General features: G+C 72.9%; 16 protein-coding genes. 15 read left to right on the top strand and 1 reads right to left on the bottom strand.

Annotated features, from left to right (window positions below):
* Positions 1-5 precede the first annotated feature (5 nt).
* The 5 genes from thrB to prmC all read left to right on the top strand — a co-directional run bounded on the left by thrB (position 6) and on the right by prmC (position 6,278).
* Positions 6-923: a homoserine kinase gene (thrB, locus tag ASG41_RS01030; RefSeq protein WP_056288491.1), complete on the top strand. Its 918-nt coding sequence runs from the start codon at positions 6-8 to the stop codon at positions 921-923.
* Positions 924-1,175: 252 nt separating this feature from the next.
* Entirely contained in the window at positions 1,176-3,770 is a 2,595-nt protein-coding gene (rho, locus tag ASG41_RS01025; RefSeq protein ID WP_056288487.1) for a transcription termination factor Rho, read from the top strand.
* 223 nt (positions 3,771-3,993) lie between these two features.
* Entirely contained in the window at positions 3,994-4,218 is a 225-nt protein-coding gene (gene rpmE, locus ASG41_RS01020) for a 50S ribosomal protein L31 (RefSeq protein ID WP_056288484.1), read from the top strand.
* Between the two features lie 132 nt (positions 4,219-4,350).
* On the top strand, positions 4,351-5,421 hold the full coding sequence (gene prfA, locus ASG41_RS01015; RefSeq protein ID WP_157518891.1) for a peptide chain release factor 1: 1,071 nt from the start codon (positions 4,351-4,353) through the stop codon (positions 5,419-5,421).
* Entirely contained in the window at positions 5,418-6,278 is an 861-nt protein-coding gene (prmC, locus tag ASG41_RS01010; RefSeq protein WP_082556519.1) for a peptide chain release factor N(5)-glutamine methyltransferase, read from the top strand. The genes prfA and prmC overlap by 4 nt, the downstream gene beginning before the upstream one ends.
* Here the strand turns inward: prmC and ASG41_RS01005 are convergent.
* Positions 6,254-7,015, bottom strand: coding sequence for an endo alpha-1,4 polygalactosaminidase (locus ASG41_RS01005; RefSeq protein WP_056288481.1), 762 nt, complete (start codon positions 7,013-7,015; stop codon positions 6,254-6,256). The genes prmC and ASG41_RS01005 overlap by 25 nt on opposite strands.
* A gap of 33 nt (positions 7,016-7,048) precedes the next feature.
* Between ASG41_RS01005 and ASG41_RS01000 the strand changes: the two genes are divergently transcribed.
* The 10 genes from ASG41_RS01000 to atpA all read left to right on the top strand — a co-directional run bounded on the left by ASG41_RS01000 (position 7,049) and on the right by atpA (position 15,698).
* Complete coding sequence (locus tag ASG41_RS01000; RefSeq protein WP_056288480.1) at positions 7,049-7,690, top strand: L-threonylcarbamoyladenylate synthase; 642 nt, start codon at positions 7,049-7,051, stop codon at positions 7,688-7,690.
* 159 nt (positions 7,691-7,849) lie between these two features.
* A complete protein-coding gene (glyA, locus tag ASG41_RS00995; RefSeq protein ID WP_056288477.1) occupies positions 7,850-9,133 on the top strand; it encodes a serine hydroxymethyltransferase in 1,284 nt (427 codons plus the stop codon).
* 60 nt (positions 9,134-9,193) lie between these two features.
* The gene (locus tag ASG41_RS00990; protein WP_056288474.1) at positions 9,194-10,477 is read left to right on the top strand and encodes a glycosyltransferase family 4 protein; all 1,284 of its coding nucleotides are present in this window, start codon (positions 9,194-9,196) and stop codon (positions 10,475-10,477) included.
* Positions 10,474-10,974, top strand: a complete 501-nt coding sequence (locus ASG41_RS00985; RefSeq protein ID WP_056288471.1) for a hypothetical protein — start codon at positions 10,474-10,476, stop codon at positions 10,972-10,974. The genes ASG41_RS00990 and ASG41_RS00985 overlap by 4 nt, the downstream gene beginning before the upstream one ends.
* 2 nt (positions 10,975-10,976) lie before the next feature.
* Positions 10,977-11,366: an AtpZ/AtpI family protein gene (locus tag ASG41_RS00980; protein ID WP_056288469.1), complete on the top strand. Its 390-nt coding sequence runs from the start codon at positions 10,977-10,979 to the stop codon at positions 11,364-11,366.
* Positions 11,363-12,196 carry a F0F1 ATP synthase subunit A gene (gene atpB / locus ASG41_RS00975; protein WP_056288467.1) on the top strand — a complete coding sequence of 278 codons (834 nt, stop codon included), beginning with the start codon at positions 11,363-11,365 and terminating at the stop codon, positions 12,194-12,196. Before ASG41_RS00980 ends, atpB begins: the two co-directional genes overlap by 4 nt.
* A gap of 90 nt (positions 12,197-12,286) precedes the next feature.
* Positions 12,287-12,514 (top strand): ATP synthase F0 subunit C, encoded by a 228-nt coding sequence (atpE, locus tag ASG41_RS00970; RefSeq protein WP_056288464.1) that lies wholly within the window; start codon positions 12,287-12,289, stop codon positions 12,512-12,514.
* A gap of 49 nt (positions 12,515-12,563) precedes the next feature.
* Positions 12,564-13,151: a F0F1 ATP synthase subunit B gene (locus ASG41_RS00965; RefSeq protein ID WP_235564289.1), complete on the top strand. Its 588-nt coding sequence runs from the start codon at positions 12,564-12,566 to the stop codon at positions 13,149-13,151.
* On the top strand, positions 13,151-13,969 hold the full coding sequence (locus tag ASG41_RS00960; RefSeq protein ID WP_056288460.1) for a F0F1 ATP synthase subunit delta: 819 nt from the start codon (positions 13,151-13,153) through the stop codon (positions 13,967-13,969). The genes ASG41_RS00965 and ASG41_RS00960 overlap by 1 nt, the downstream gene beginning before the upstream one ends.
* Before the next feature lie 91 nt (positions 13,970-14,060).
* Positions 14,061-15,698, top strand: a complete 1,638-nt coding sequence (atpA, locus tag ASG41_RS00955) for a F0F1 ATP synthase subunit alpha (protein ID WP_056288457.1) — start codon at positions 14,061-14,063, stop codon at positions 15,696-15,698.
* Positions 15,699-15,700 lie beyond the last annotated feature (2 nt).

Raw genomic sequence — 15,700 nt, 5'->3', positions numbered from 1 at the left:
CCGTCGTGGCACCCCCGCCGGAGGTGTGGCAGGTCCGGGTCCCGGCCACCAGCGCCAACCTGGGCCCGGCCTTCGACAGCGCCGGCCTGGCGCTGACCTGCCACGACGTGCTCGAGGTGTCGGTCGCCGACGAGCTCGAGGTCCTCGTCGAGGGCGTCGGTGCCGGCGAGCTGCCCTGCGACGAGACCCACCTGGTGGTCCGCTCGTTCCGGGCCGCCTGCGACGAGCTGGCCTGGCACCCGCGCAACCTGCGCCTGGTCGCCCGCAACGGCATCCCGCAGGGCCGGGGGATGGGCTCCTCCGCGGCGGCCGTCGTGGCCGGCATCGTCGCGGCGCACACGCTGTGCCCCGACGTCGGTGAGCTGGACCGGGCCCGCGTGCTGCGGCTGGCCGACGAGATCGAGGGCCACCCGGACAACGTGGCGGCCTGTGTGTTCGGCGGGCTGACCCTGTCCTGGTCCGACGGCCACGGTGCCGCAGCGGCCTCGCTGGCCGTCGACGGTGGCGTGCACCCCCTGGTGCTGGTGCCCACCGCGACGCTGTCCACCCACGTCGCCCGCGGCCTGCTGCCCTCGGTCGTGCCGCACGTCGACGCCGCCTTCAACGCCGGCCGGGCCGCGCTGCTGGTCCACGCCCTGACCAGCGACCCCACGCTCCTGCTGGCCGCCACCGAGGACCGGCTGCACCAGCACCAGCGTGCCGCCGCGATGCCCGGTACGGCCCAGCTGCTGGAGCGGCTGCGCGACGCCGGCCACGCCGCCGTCGTCTCCGGTGCCGGACCCAGCGTGCTCGTGCTGGGCGCGGGACCCGGTGTCGTCCCCGCGGTCGCCGCGCTGGTGGGGGAGGACTGGCACCTGCGTGACCTCGCGGTCGACCACGACGGCGTCCGCGTCCGCCCAGCGGACCGTGTTGTATCGTCGTGACCGCCTGGGAAGACGCTGGGGGCAGCCAGCGTCGTCGGCGCGTCAGCCCGTGTCTAGGCTGACGACCAGCCGCCCTCCGGGCGAGCATTACGTGAGGCGTTGCAGACGCGCGGGATCCCGCCGCTCCTCGTCCCGCTTCCACAGACCCGCACCCTCCTCGGTCCCGCCTCGAGAAACCCGGGGCGAACCCGAGAGGGCGCCGGTCATCCCCTGCGCTGGTAGGCGCAGGTCACCGCAGGGAAGGACCTGTACGTGAGCGAGACCACCTCCCTCGTCGCCGACGGCGCCGCCGACTCCACCGGGTCGGCCGACACCGCCGGGACCGAGGCCGCCGCCGGCAAGCGCCGTCGCGGCACCGGGCTGTCGTCGATGCTGCTGCCCGAGCTCCAGCGCCTGGCCACCGAGCTGGGCATCCCCGGCACCGGCCGGATGCGCAAGGGCGACCTGGTGACCGCCATCGAGGCGCGCCAGATCGGCGGCAACGGCAACGGCACCGCCCGCACGGACGCCACTGCCACCGCCCCCCAGACCACCCCGGACGCGCCCGTCGCGGCCCCGGTCGCGGAGGCCACGGACGCCGCAGCCGCGCCGGCGGCCGAGTCCGCCGTCACCGCGCCGGCCGTCACCGCGCCGCCGGTCGCCGACGCCCCGCCGGTCGCGCGCCGTCGCCGGGCCGCCAGCCGGCCGGCTGGTGCTCCCGAGGCCGTCGCCGACGCCCCGGCGCAGGCCGAGACCACGAGCGCCCCGCAGGTCGGCGGCGCCCCCGCGGCCGACGTGGCTCCTGTCGAGGCCGCACCCGAGGCCGAGCGACCCCAGGCCGAGCGACCCCAGGCCGAGCGACCCCAGGCCGACCGCCCGGCCCGCAGCCGCAACCGCAGCCGCGACGAGCGCCAGACCACCGCCGCCGAGCCGGGGACCACGGCTGCCGCGGACGCCACCGCCGACGAGCACGCCGACGAGCGCCCCGCCGAGCGGACCGGCCGCAGCCGGTCGCGGGCCCGCGAGGAGCAGGCCGGCACCGAGCGCGACGACCGCGACCAGGCCGACCGCAGCCAGGGCGAGGGCAGCCAGGGTGAGCGCAGCCAAGGCGAGCGCAACCAGGCCGAGCGCGGCCAGGGCGAGCGCAACCAGAGCGACCGCAGTCAGAGCGACCGCAGCCAGGCCGACCGCGACCAGGGCGACCGCGGACAGCACGAGGGCGGACCCTCGGAGCGCACCCGCGGCGACCGGCCCGAGCGTCCCAGCCGGGCCGAGCGCGCCGAGCGGGCCGCCGCCGAGCGCGCCGAGCGCCAGGAGCGCCAGGACCGGGACCGCCAGGACCGGGACCGCCAGGACCGGGACGACCGCGCGGAGCGTGGCGACCGGCAGGACCGCGACCGCAACGACCGCGACCGCAACGACCGCGACCGGGCCGACCGCACCGACCGCGACCGGGGCAACGACCGCGGCGACCGCAACGACCGCGGCGGCAACGGGCCCGACGACCGTGGCGGCCGCGCTCGGACCGACCGCAACGGCCAGGGCCAGCCCGCCGGGCAGGCCCCCCGCAACGACCGGGACGCCGGCCCCGACGAGGACGACGACGACTTCGAGGGCAACGGCCGTCGCCGCGGGCGTCGCTACCGCGACCGCAACCGTCGCGGCACCACGGGCACCCAGGGCGGACGCGACCGTTTCGACCAGGGCGAGCCCACCGTGGACGAGGACGACGTGCTGCTGCCCGTCGCCGGCATCCTCGACGTCCTGGACAACTACGCCTTCGTCCGGACCTCGGGGTACCTGACCGGGCCGAACGACGTCTACGTCTCGCTGTCCCAGGTGCGGCGCTACGGCCTGCGCCGCGGCGACGCCATCACCGGTGCCGTCCGCCAGCCGCGCGAGGGCGAGCGCAAGGACAAGTACAACGCGCTGGTCCGGCTGGACTCGGTCAACGGGCTGGACCCCGAGCAGGCCAAGACCCGCCCCGAGTTCCAGAAGCTGGTCCCGCTCTACCCGCAGGACCGCCTGCGGATGGAGACCGAGTCGCACCTGCTCACCACCCGGGTCCTGGACCTGGTGATGCCCATCGGCAAGGGCCAGCGCGCGCTGATCGTCTCCCCGCCCAAGGCGGGCAAGACGATGGTGCTGCAGGCCATCGCCAACGCGATCACCACGAACAACCCCGAGTGCCACCTGATGGTGGTCCTGGTCGACGAGCGGCCCGAAGAGGTCACCGACATGCAGCGCTCGGTGAAGGGCGAGGTCATCGCCTCGACCTTCGACCGGCCCGCGACCGACCACACCACCGTGGCCGAGCTGTCCATCGAGCGGGCCAAGCGGCTGGTCGAGATGGGCCACGACGTCGTCGTGCTGCTGGACTCGATCACCCGGCTGGGCCGCGCCTACAACCTGGCGGCCCCCGCCAGCGGGCGCATCCTGTCCGGTGGCGTCGACTCCACCGCGCTCTACCCGCCCAAGCGCTTCCTGGGCGCCGCCCGCAACATCGAGAACGGCGGCTCGCTGACCATCATCGCCTCGGCGCTGGTGGAGACCGGGTCCACGATGGACACGGTCATCTTCGAGGAGTTCAAGGGCACCGGGAACGCCGAGATCAAGCTCGACCGCCGGCTGGCGGACAAGCGGGTCTTCCCGGCCGTGGACGTCAACGCCTCCAGCACCCGCAAGGAGGAGCTGCTGATGAGCCCGGACGAGCTGGCCATCGTCATCAAGCTCCGCCGGGTGCTGGCCGCGCTGGAGCCCCAGCAGGCCCTCGAGCTGCTGCTGGGCCGGCTGAAGAAGACCCGCAACAACATCGAGTTCCTCATGCAGGTCCAGAAGACGACGCTGGGCAACGACAAGGACCTCTGACAGCGGACCCCCTCGCCCCGGCACGCGCTCCGCGCGAGCCGGGACCCTGCGAGGGGGCCGGCCAGTCGCTCACCAGGTTGTGGGAGACTGACGGACCGAGCCCCGTCGAGGGCGGGACCCGCGTGGAACAACGCGACCTGCTGACGACGTTCCACCATTCGCACCCGGTCGACCGGCCAGCACCCTGGCCACCCGGCCCGCCAGACAAGAGAGGGCGAGGGACATGAAGCCCGACATCCACCCCGACTACCACGAGACCGCTGTGACCTGCGGTTGTGGGAACACCTTCACCACCCGCAGCACCATCTCCGGCGGCACGCTGTCGGTCGAGATGTGCTCGGCCTGCCACCCGTTCTACACGGGCAAGCAGCGTGTCCTGGACACCGGTGGCCGCGTGGCCCGCTTCGAGAAGCGCTTCGGCAAGCGCGAGACCGCAGCCAGCAAGTAGCACTCCCGACGGCGCCCGTCCCGCCCCCGACCAGGGGCCGGGGCGGGCGCCGTCGTCGTGTCCCGGCCACCCGGTCGGGACGCGTGGACAGGGCGCCAGCAGCCCGACGATCAGCACTGGGAGGGGAGCACCGTGACCGGGACACCCGACGGCGGCCTCGCCGACCTGCTCGCCGAGCACGCCGGCCTCGAGCTCGAGCTCGCCGACCCCTCGGTGCACGCCGACCAGTCCCGGGCCCGCCGGCTGGCCCGCCGCTACGCCTCGCTGGCCCCCCTCGTGGAGACCTCGCGGGCGCTCGAGGCGGCCCGGGAGGACCTCGCCGCGGCCCGTGAGCTGGCCCAGGAGGACCGGGCGTTCGCCGCCGAGGCCGACGAGCTGCAGGGCCAGATCGCCGTCCTGGAAGACCGGCTGCGCGAGCAGCTGCTGCCCAAGGACCCCGACGACGACAAGGACGTCATCCTGGAGATCAAGGCCGGCGAGGGCGGCGCGGAGTCCGCGCTCTTCGTCGGGGACCTGCTCCGGATGTACCTGCGCTACGCCGAGCGCCGCGGGTGGGCCACCCAGGTCCTCGACGCCGTGGACGCCGAGCTCGGCGGCTACAAGGACGTCGCGGTCGCGGTGAAGTCCCGCACCGACGAGGGCATATGGTCCCGGCTGAAGTTCGAGGCCGGCGTCCACCGGGTGCAGCGGGTGCCGGTCACCGAGAGCCAGGGCCGCATCCACACCTCCGCCGTCGGCGTGCTGGTGCTGCCCGAGGCCGAGGAGGTCGACGTCACCGTCGACCCCGCCGACCTGCGGATCGACGTCTTCCGGTCCTCGGGCCCGGGCGGGCAGAGCGTGAACACCACCGACTCCGCCGTCCGGATCACCCACCTGCCCACCGGCACCGTGGTGAGCTCGCAGAACGAGAAGAGCCAGCTGCAGAACCGGGAGTCCGCCCTGCGGGTGCTGCGCTCCCGGCTGCTGGCCGCGGCCCGCGAGGAGGCCGCCGCGACCGCCAGCGACGCCCGTCGCAGCCAGGTCCGCACCGTGGACCGCAGCGAGCGCGTGCGGACCTACAACTACCCCGAGAACCGGATCTCCGACCACCGCGTCGGCTTCAAGGCGCACAACCTGGACGCGGTCCTGGACGGCGAGCTGGACCCCGTCATCGACGCGCTGTCCACCGCGCACACCGCCGAGCTGCTCGAGGTCGGCAGCTGACCCCGCGCGAACTGCTCCAGCAGGCGGCCCGACGGCTCGCCGAGGCCGGGGTCGAGTCCCCCCGGGTCGACGCCGAGCTGCTGCTGGCCCACGCCCTCGGGGTGCCCCGGGCGCGGCTGGTCACCCTGGACGACGTCCCGGACAGCACCCGGTTCAGCCACCTGCTGGACCAGCGCGTCGCCCGGGTGCCGCTGCAGCACCTCACCGGCTCCGCAGCCTTCCGGCACCTGGAGCTGGCAGTCGGCCCCGGGGTCTTCGTGCCCCGCCCGGAGACCGAGCAGATCGCCGGCTGGGTGCTCGAGCAGGTGGCCGGGCTCGACGCCCCCGTCGTCGTCGACCTGGGCACTGGCTCCGGGGCGATCGCGCTGTCGGTCGCCCACGAGCACCCGGGTGCTCGGGTCACCGCCGTCGAACGCGACCCCGACGCCATCGCCTGGACCCGGCACAACGCCGACGCTCGCGCCGCCGCGGGGGACACCCCGGTGACCGTGCTCGCCGGGGACATGACCGACCGGGGCCTGTTGACCGACCTCGACGGTCGGGTCGACGTCGTCGTCTCCAACCCGCCGTACGTGCCCGACGACGCGCGACTGCCGCGCGAGGTCGCCGACCACGACCCGCCGCTGGCGCTGTGGGGCGGCCCCGACGGCCTGGACGTCGTCCGCGGGCTGCTGCACACCGCCGCACGGCTGCTGCGCCCCGGCGGGCTGCTGGCCGTCGAGCACGCCGACGTCCAGGGCGGTTCGCTGCCGGCGCTGGTCCGGGCGCACGGCGGGTGGGTCGACGTCGCCGACCACCCCGACCTGGCCGGGCGGCCCCGCTTCACCACCGCTCAGCTGCAGAAGCGCGACACGTAGCCCTCGGTCCCCGGGACGGACACGTCCCGGTCCCGGCGCTGCACGGCGACCTCCGTGCCCCGTGCCGCGCACGCGGCGTCGAAGGCCGCGTCGCTGTACTCGACCTCCAGCACCAGGTCGCCGTAGGCGTCGGTGTAGACCTGGCACTCGCCGTACACCTGGCACTGCTCGGTCACCGCGTAGTCGAACCCCAGGTCGCGCCCGGCCAGGTCGGCGGCGTTCTTCTGCGCGATGGTGAGGCCCGCGGCGTGCGCCCGCCGGACCAGCAGACCCGCCATCGCGACGGCGTGGTCCACCGTGAGCAGCCCCTGCGAGCGGGTCCAGCTGTCCAGGTTGTCCGGCTCGACGGCGTCGAAGCCGTCCGCCGCGCACCCGTCGAACCAGCCGCCCACCTCGGTGAGCACCCGCTCGCGCTGGGCGGGGGTGCTGATGTCGAGGAGGAACTCCCCGGGCCAGTCCGGGTCCTCGACCCGGGCCCCCGTCGCGTCGTGCAGCAGCAGGTCCTCGGGCACGTCGTCGGTGCCCGGCTGGGTCTGGAAGGCGTTGACGTAGCAGGCCGACCACAGACCAGGGGCGGGGGAGTCGGTGCGGTCCCGGACCACGCCGGTCACCCCGTCGGCCGGCTCGTACTGCCCGCCGAGCTGGTAGTCGACCCGGGCACCCATCGGGGTGTCCAGCTGCACCGGCGCCGCGCAGCCGCCCAGCAGCAGTCCGACCGGGACCAGCCACCACCGCATGGGCGCCGACGGTACGTGGGGGAGACTGCCGGTGTGGCCGACGTCTACGACTGCTCCGACGAGGACCAGCGCGCCGCGGGCCTGACCGCCGCGGCCGCCGCGCTCTCCCGCGGCGAGCTGGTCCTGCTGCCCACCGACACCGTCTACGGGGTGGCCGCCGACGCCTTCACCCCCGAGGCGGTCGGTCGGCTCCTCACTGCCAAGAACCGGGGCCGCAACATGCCGGTCCCGGTGCTGGTCGGGGAGGCCTCCACCGTGGCCGGCCTGGTGACGGCGTTCCCCGCCGACGCCCACGCCCTCGCCGAGGCGTTCTGGCCCGGCGGGCTGACCCTGGTGCTCGAACACACCCCGACGCTGAGCTGGGACCTGGGCGAGGCCGAGGGGACCGTTGCCGTCCGGCTGCCCGACGACGACCTGGCCCGCGACCTCCTCCGGCGCACCGGCCCCCTCGCCGTCTCCAGCGCGAACCGGTCCGGCCGTCCCGCCGCCACCAGCGCACAGCAGGCCGAGTACCAGCTGGGCGAGCACGCAGCCGTCGTCCTGGACGGCGGCCCGCGGGAGAGCAGTGGGGCCAGCACGATCGTGGACTGCACCGGACCCGTGCCCCGGGTGCTGCGGGTGGGTGCTGTCGACGTGGACCGGCTGCGCGCGGTCGTGCCCGGCATCACCGACTGAGCAGGTCCCCGTACCGCGCTGCGCCCGCACCGCGCCGTCGAGCCGGCCCCGTCCCAGCACGTCGGCCCGGGGCCGCCGACGGGGGCGATACCGTGGGTCCGACCTCCGCGTGCCCCCTCCCGGGTGCGCGGCGCCCCTCTCTCCCGGAGCGCGCCCCGCATGAGCACCCCTGCAGCCACCCCGTACTGGGGGCCCGACTTCGACGCGCTGGCCTCCTTCGACCCGGAGATCGCCGGCGTCGTCACCGACGAGCTGGACCGGCTGCGCACCGGCCTGCAGCTGATCGCCAGCGAGAACTTCACCAGCCCCGCCGTCCTCGCAGCGCTGGGCAGCACGCTGAGCAACAAGTACGCCGAGGGCTACCCCGGCAAGCGGTACTACGGCGGTTGCGAGGTCGTCGACCGAGCCGAGTCCCTCGGGATCGAGCGCGGCAAGGAGCTGTTCGGCGCGGAGCACGTCAACCTGCAGCCGCACTCGGGCGCCAGCGCCAACCTGGCCGCCTACGGGGCCTTCCTCAAGCCCGGCGACACCATGCTCGGGATGGCCCTGCCGATGGGCGGGCACCTGACCCACGGCACCAAGGTCTCGTTCTCGGGGAAGTGGTTCAACGCCGTGCAGTACGGCGTGGACCCGAAGACCGAGCACATCGACTACGACCAGGTCCGTGACCTCGCGCGCGAGCACCGGCCCAAGCTGATCATCGCCGGCGGGTCCGCGATCCCGCGGCTGATCGACTTCGCCGCGTTCCGGCAGATCGCCGACGAGGTCGGGGCCGTCTTCATGGTCGACGCCGCGCACTTCATCGGCCTGGTGGCCGGCAAGGCCATCCCCTCGCCGGTGCCGCACGCCGATGTCGTCACCTTCACCACGCACAAGGTGCTGCGCGGGCCCCGCGGTGGCGCCATCGTGTGCAAGGCCGAGCACGCCAAGGCCATCGACAAGGCCGCCTTCCCGATGATGCAGGGTGGGCCGCTGATGCACGCCGTCGCCGCCAAGGCGGTGAACCTCAAGGAGTGCCTGACACCTGAGTACCAGGCCTACACCCGCCAGGTCATCGCCAACGCCCAGGCCCTCACCGAGGGCCTGGCTGCCGAGGGACTGCGTCCGGTCGCCGGTGGCACCGACACCCACCTGGCCCTGCTGGACCTGCAGTCCACCGGGGTCAGCGGTGCCGACGCCGAGGCCCGCTGCGACGCCGCCGGGATCGTGCTGAACAAGAACGCGATCCCCTTCGATCCGCAGCCGGCCTCCATCGCCTCGGGCATCCGGGTCGGCAGCCCGTCGGTCACCACCCAGGGCATGACCGAGTCCGACATGGCCCAGATCGCCACCTTCATCGGGACGGCGATCCGCGACGCCGACGGGTCGCGGTCCGCCGAGGTGTCGGCCGCGGTCCGCGAGCTGGTCTCGGCCCACCCGGCCTACCCCGAGCCCGTCCGCTGAGGCGGGCCCGGGCCACCGCCCGGACCGCCCGCCCGACCACCCCAGGAGCCTGAGCCGCCCGTGCGCGAGTACCTCGTCGTCTGCCTCGTCGCGGCGCTGGTCACCTACCTGACCACGCCCGTCGTGCGGATGCTGGCGATGCGGTTCAAGGTCGTCGCCGCGGTCCGCGACCGCGACGTGCACGTCATCCCGACCCCACGGGGGGGAGGGGTGGCGATGTACGCCGGGGTCGCGGCCGCGGTGCTGGTGGCCTCCCGGCTACCGGCCCTGCAGCGCACCTTCGAGGACAGCCAGACCTACGCGGTGCTCGTGGCGGGCGGGCTGATCTGCCTGCTCGGTGTGCTCGACGACCGGTTCGGCATCGACGCGCTCACCAAGCTCACCGGCCAGATCGCGTGCGCCGGGGTCATGGTGCTGCTGGGCGTCCAGTTCCTCTTCGTCTTCCTGCCCTTCGCCGACATCGGGACGCTGTCCCTGGGCGACGCCGGGGTGCCGCTGACCATCCTGGTGACCGTCCTGGTGGTCAACGCCCTCAACTTCATCGACGGACTGGACGGCCTGGCCGCCGGGGTCTCGGCGATCTCGGCACTGGCGCTGTTCGCCTACAGCTACAACCTGGGCCTGGTCGGCTACGACGACACCGCGAGCGCCCCCGCCCTCATCACCGCGATCCTGGCCGGGGCCTGCCTGGGGTTCCTGCCGCACAACTTCTCCCCGGCGCGGATCTTCATGGGCGACTCCGGGTCCATGATGGTCGGGCTGATGCTCTCCGCGGCCGCCGTCTCGGCCACCGGTCGGGTGGACACCCAGAGCTTCGACTCCGCCGCCAGCGTGCTGCCGCTGGCGCTGCCGCTGCTGGTCCCGCTCGCGGTGCTCTTCATCCCCTTCACCGACCTGGTGCTCGCCGTCGTCCGCCGGACCCGCAAGGGCCAGTCGCCCTTCAGCCCGGACAAGATGCACCTGCACCACCGGCTGCTCACCATCGGGCACTCGCACCGCCGGGCCGTCCTGATCATGTACTTCTGGGCCGCGCTGCTGTCCTTCGGCGTCATCGCGCTGTCCATCACCGGCGGCACCCTGGAGGTGCTCGTGGTGGTCTCCACGCTGCTGGTCATCGGCGTGCTGGCGGTGCTGAGCCCCCGGGCCCGCCGTGCCGAGCGGACCGCCATCGAGGTCGCCGAGTCCGAGAGCACCGCCCGACGCAGCGTCCGCTCCCGCCGCTGGCGGCGACGGCCGGCGCCCGCCACCCGCGTCGTGCCCGCCCCGGGCGCCGCCGGCGCCCCCGGCCCGGCCGCCCGCACCCCCGACACCCGCACCCCCGACACCACCGGAGTCCGTCGATGACCCGTCCCGCCCGCCCCGATGCGCCGCGAAGCGCCGCCGGCCCGTGGGACCTGTCGTTCCTGCGGGCCGGTTCGCTGGTGACCCTCGTGGTCACCGCGGTGGCCGTCCCGGTGGTCGGCCTGCTGAGCGGCTGGGCCGAGGCGCTGGGGGTGGTGCTGGGTGCCGCCATCGTCACCCTGTTCTTCTGCCTCTCCGGCTTCGCCATCGCCTGGGCCGGCAAGATCGACGACTCCTTCACCCTGCCGGCGGCCCTCGGTGCCTTCATGGTCAAGGTGCTCGGCTTCTTCGCCCTGCTCCAGGCCCTGCCCGCCGACGGGTGGCCCGACCGGGTGGCGACGGCGTGGACCGTCATCGCCGGCGCCCTCCTGTGGAGCGGGGTGCAGGCCCGCTGGGTGTGGACCCGACAGCTCTACTACACGACCCCGCCGGCCCCGCCCTCGACGGACGTTCTGCCACACGCTGTAGAACACCCGGTCCGCAAGGTCACAGGCGGCTGATAGTGTCCGAACTGATGGACGAGGCCGCCACGCGTGCCGGTGGCCCACGGCCTCGACCGGCAGACGCCCCCGATGACACCCCGCACCCCAGCGGTGCGGATGTCGGCTGGGGCATCACCGGGACCCTCCTGGCCGGACTCGTCGTCTACGGCGGGGCCGGGCTGCTGGTGGACCGGTGGCTGGACACGAAGGTCTTCGCCCTCATCGGCGTGGTCGTCGGACTCGGCTTGTCGGTCTACCTGATCACCGTCAAGTACGGCGGACCGGTCCAGCAGACCCAGGCCATCAGCCACACCAGCTACAGCAAGATCAGCTCGAAGAGCTACAGCACGTACCGCAACACCTCGGGCGGACGACGGAGCCAGCCCAGGACGCAGAAGGGACACCGGTGACCTCCAGCGCCCACGCGCTCTCCAGCGTGCTCGCGGTCGAGAGCGACCCCGGCGGAGGCTTCGTCTCCCCGACGATCGAAGAGTTCTACCCCCCGTCACTGGCCGAGTTCTCGGTCCTCGGGATCGACTTCTCGATCACGCGCATCACGGTGATCTCCTGGATCGCCACCGCCGCGATCCTCCTCTTCATGGTCCTCGCAACACGGAAGACCACGCTGGTGCCCCGCAAGGCCCAGTGGCTGATGGAGAGCGGCTACAGCCTCGTGCGGGACAACATCGGCCGGGACGTCATCGGTCCGAAGTTCCGCACGTACGCACCCTTCCTGGGTGCCTTGTTCTTCTTCATCCTCGCGAACAACGCGATGAGCATCATCCCGTTCTTCCAGATCTCACCGATGAGCAAGTTCGCCTACCCGTTGGTGCTGGCGCTCTTGGTCTACGTGCTCTACAACGTGGTCTCGATCAAGAACAAGGGGCTGGGGGGTTACCTCAAGGAGGTGGCCGTCCCGCCGGGCGTGCCCATCCCCTTCCTGGTGCTCGTCACCCCGATCGAGCTGCTGCAGATGTTCGTCATCCGGCCGTTCACGCTGGCCGTGCGACTCTTCGCGAACCTCTTCGCCGGCCACATGCTGTTGGTGGTCTTCTCTCTGGGGACCGTCTACTTGCTGGGGAAGTTCGACGAGAACTTCTCCGTGGTCTTCGCGCCGTTCTCCTTCCTCATGGCGCTGTTCATGACCTTCTTCGAGGTCCTGGTGATCGTGCTGCAGGCCTACGTCTTCACCGTACTGACCGCCACCTACCTGAACGGGGCCGTGGAGAAGGCTCACTGAGGCCTTCCAGCGACCCGTTCGACCCCAAGACGCACCACCCCGCCAGCCACCCGGAACCCCGGGTGACCGACACAGGAGGAACACCCCGCAATGGACGTTCTGGCAGAGCTGACCGGCAGCATCGGTTCGGTGGGCTACGGCCTGGCCGCGATCGGCCCCGGCATCGGTGTCGGCATCGTGTGGGCGGCCTACATCCAGGCCACCGCCCGCCAGCCCGAGTCGGCCGGTCTCACCCGTACCTACGCCTTCCTGGGCGCCGCCCTGTCCGAGGCGCTCGCGCTCATCGGCCTGGTCGTTCCCTTCATCTTCGGTCAGTGACCCTGCTGGGTCAGCACGCCGAACCTGAGCTCGGATGAGGAGTGACCACGTGGACCTGACTGCCGCTGAGTCGGTCAACCCGCTGCTGCCCCCGGTTGGCGAGATCATCGTCGGCCTGATCACCTTCGCGATCCTCGCGTTCGTCGTCATGAAGTACGTCTTCCCGGTCATCGAGAAGACGTTCCAGGCGCGGCGCGAGGCCATCGAGGGCGGCATGGAACGGGCCGAGGCGGCCCAGGCCGAGGCCAAGGCAGCGCTGGAGCAGTACCGCGCCCAGCTCGCCGAGGCCCGCAACGAGGCCGCTCAGATCCGTGACGCCGCCCGGGCGGAGGGACAGCAGATCCTCGAGGAGCTGCGCACCCAGGCCCAGGAGGAGTCCGCCCGGATCACCGCCCGTGGCGAGGAGCAGCTCGCTGCCTCCCGCCAGCAGGTGGTCAACGAGCTCCGCGGGCAGATCGGCTCCATGGCCGTGACGCTGGCCGGCCGCGTGGTGGGGGAGTCCCTCGAGGACGACGCCCGTCGCCGCGGGACGGTCGACCGCTTCCTCGACGAGCTCGACGGCATGTCGGCCAGCACCCCTGCGGCCGCCGGCACCACCGGTGGCAGCACGGTCTACTCGCCCGAGGGCGACCGCTGATGCAGGCCGCCAGCCGCGAGGCGCTCGCGCAGTCGCGCGAGCGCCTGGCAGACCGCGTCCGGGGCACCGACGGCGAGGCCCGCCTGGGCCTGGCCGACGAGCTGTTCTCGGTCGCGCACCTGCTCGAGGGCCAGGTCTCGCTCCGGCGCGCCCTGGCCGACGCGTCGGTGCGGCCCGACGACCGGGCCGGGCTGGCCCAGCGACTGCTGGCCTCCCAGCTCTCCGCCGGTGCCGTCGACGTCGTCGAGACCGTGGCCCGGCAGCGCTGGTCGCGCCCGCTGGACCTGGTCGAGGCCGTCGAGACCCTCGCGACCGATGCGGCGCTGGACGCCGCGGACGCCCGCGGGGAGCTCGACACCGTCGAGGACGAGTTGTTCCGGTTCGGCCGGATCATCGACGGCGACGACGACCTGGCCCGACTGCTCGGCGATCGCAGCGCGTCCCGCGAGGGCAAGACCGCGCTGCTGGACCGGCTGCTGGCCGGCCGGGTCTCACCCGTCACCGAGCGGCTGGTCCGGAACTCGCTGACCAGCTCGCACGTGCACAACGCAGCCAACGCCGTCGAGCGCATCTCGGTCGCGGCCTCGGCACGACGTGGCCAGTCGGTCGCGCACGTGACGAGCGCCCTGCCCCTGACCGACGCGCAGGAGCAGCGGCTGACCGGGATCCTGGAGAGGACGTACGGCCGGAGCATCGGCCTGCAGGTCCAGGTCGACCCCTCCATCGTCGGGGGCCTGGTCATCCGGGTCGGCGACGAGATCGTGGACGGCAGCATCTCGCACCGTCTCGAGGCAGCGGGCCGGCGCTTCACCGGCTGACCCGCAGCCACCAGCGCGGCAGTCGAGCACCGACCGAGCACGCAGCACGACCCCAGACAGCACCTGAGCAGGGAAGAGGACACCCAGGGCCATGGCCGAGCTCACGATCTCCGCGGACGAGATCCGCAGTGCCATCCAGAACTACGTCAGCGACTACGACTCCGACGTCTCCCGTGAGGAGGTCGGGATCGTCACCGAGGCCGGCGACGGCATCGCCCGTGTCGAGGGCCTGCCCTCGGTCATGACCAACGAGCTCCTGGAGTTCGAGGGTGGCGTGCGTGGTCTGGCGCTGAACCTCGACGTGCGCGAGGTCGGCGTCGTGGTCATGGGTGACTTCGCCTCCATCGAGGAGGGCCAGACGGTCCGCCGGACCGGTCAGGTCCTCTCGGTGCCGGTCGGCGACGGCTTCCTCGGCCGCGTCGTGGACCCGCTCGGCGTGCCGATCGACGGCGCCGGCGACATCCACAGCACCGAGCGCCGCGCCCTGGAGCTGCAGGCCCCCTCGGTGGTCCAGCGCCAGTCGGTGCACGAGCCCCTCGCCACCGGGATCAAGGCCATCGACGCCATGACCCCGATCGGCCGCGGCCAGCGTCAGCTGATCATCGGCGACCGCCAGACCGGCAAGACCGCGATCGCGATCGACACGATCATCAACCAGAAGGCCGCCTGGGCCACCGGTGACCCGGCCCAGCAGGTCCGCTGCATCTACGTCGCCGTGGGCCAGAAGGGCTCCACGATCGCCGGTGTCAAGGCCGCGCTCGAGGACGCCGGCGCGATGGAGTACACGACCATCGTCGCCTCGCCCGCCTCGGACTCGGCCGGCTACAAGTACATCGCCCCCTACACCGGCTCGGCGATCGGCCAGCACTGGATGTACGAGGGCAAGCACACGCTGATCGTCTTCGACGACCTGTCCAAGCAGGCCGAGGCGTACCGCGCTGTCTCCCTGCTGCTGCGTCGCCCGCCGGGCCGCGAGGCCTACCCCGGCGACGTCTTCTACTTGCACTCCCGTCTGCTCGAGCGCTGCGCCAAGCTGTCCGAGGAGCTCGGTGGCGGGTCGCAGACCGGCCTCCCGATCATCGAGACCAAGGGCAACGACGTCTCGGCGTACATCCCGACCAACGTCATCTCGATCACCGACGGCCAGATCTTCCTGGAGACCGGCCTCTTCAACTCCGGTGTCCGCCCGGCCATCAACGTGGGCATCTCGGTGTCCCGCGTCGGCGGCTCGGCGCAGACGAAGGCCATGAAGGCCGTCGCCGGCCGACTGCGCCTGGACCTGGCCCAGTTCCGTGAGCTGGAGGCCTTCTCCTCCTTCTCCTCGGACCTGGATGCCTCCTCCCGCGCCACCCTGGACCGCGGTCAGCGTCTGGTCGAGCTGCTCAAGCAGGGCCAGTACGCCCCGTTCTCCCTGGAGCGCGAGGTCGTCTCGCTGTGGCTGGGCACCCGGGGCAAGCTCGACGTCGTCCCGGTCGCCGACGTCCGGCGCTTCGAGGGCGAGTTCCTGGACTACCTGTCCCGGGGCGAGACGGGCGCGCTCGACGCGATCCGCAACTCCAAGAAGCTCGAGGACGACACCGTCGCGAACCTGGAGTCCGCGGTCGAGGCCTTCTACGGCCAGTTCACCACCAGCGACGGCGAGTCGCTGAAGGTCAACGAGCCCGAGGTCGAGGCCATGGCCGCCACTGACCGTGGCCAGGAGCGCGTCCAGGTCAAGAAGAAGGCCTGACC

The organism is Modestobacter sp. Leaf380 (genome assembly GCF_001424485.1).
In the GTDB taxonomy this organism is placed as follows: Bacteria; Actinomycetota; Actinomycetes; order Mycobacteriales; family Geodermatophilaceae; genus Klenkia.
This window is presented reverse-complemented; position numbering and strand designations above follow the sequence as displayed.

Excerpts from the sequence above, each read along its gene's own strand:
- ASG41_RS00985 (WP_056288471.1), top strand. The coding sequence starts at position 10,474 with ATGACCCGTCCCGCCCGCCCCGATGCGCCGCGAAGCGCCGCCGGCCCG.
- rpmE (WP_056288484.1), top strand. The coding sequence starts at position 3,994 with ATGAAGCCCGACATCCACCCCGACTACCACGAGACCGCTGTGACCTGC.
- glyA (WP_056288477.1), top strand. The coding sequence starts at position 7,850 with ATGAGCACCCCTGCAGCCACCCCGTACTGGGGGCCCGACTTCGACGCG.
- atpE (WP_056288464.1), top strand. The coding sequence starts at position 12,287 with ATGGACGTTCTGGCAGAGCTGACCGGCAGCATCGGTTCGGTGGGCTAC.
- ASG41_RS00960 (WP_056288460.1), top strand. The coding sequence starts at position 13,151 with ATGCAGGCCGCCAGCCGCGAGGCGCTCGCGCAGTCGCGCGAGCGCCTG.
- atpA (WP_056288457.1), top strand. The coding sequence starts at position 14,061 with ATGGCCGAGCTCACGATCTCCGCGGACGAGATCCGCAGTGCCATCCAG.
- ASG41_RS01005 (WP_056288481.1), bottom strand. The coding sequence starts at position 7,015 with ATGCGGTGGTGGCTGGTCCCGGTCGGACTGCTGCTGGGCGGCTGCGCG.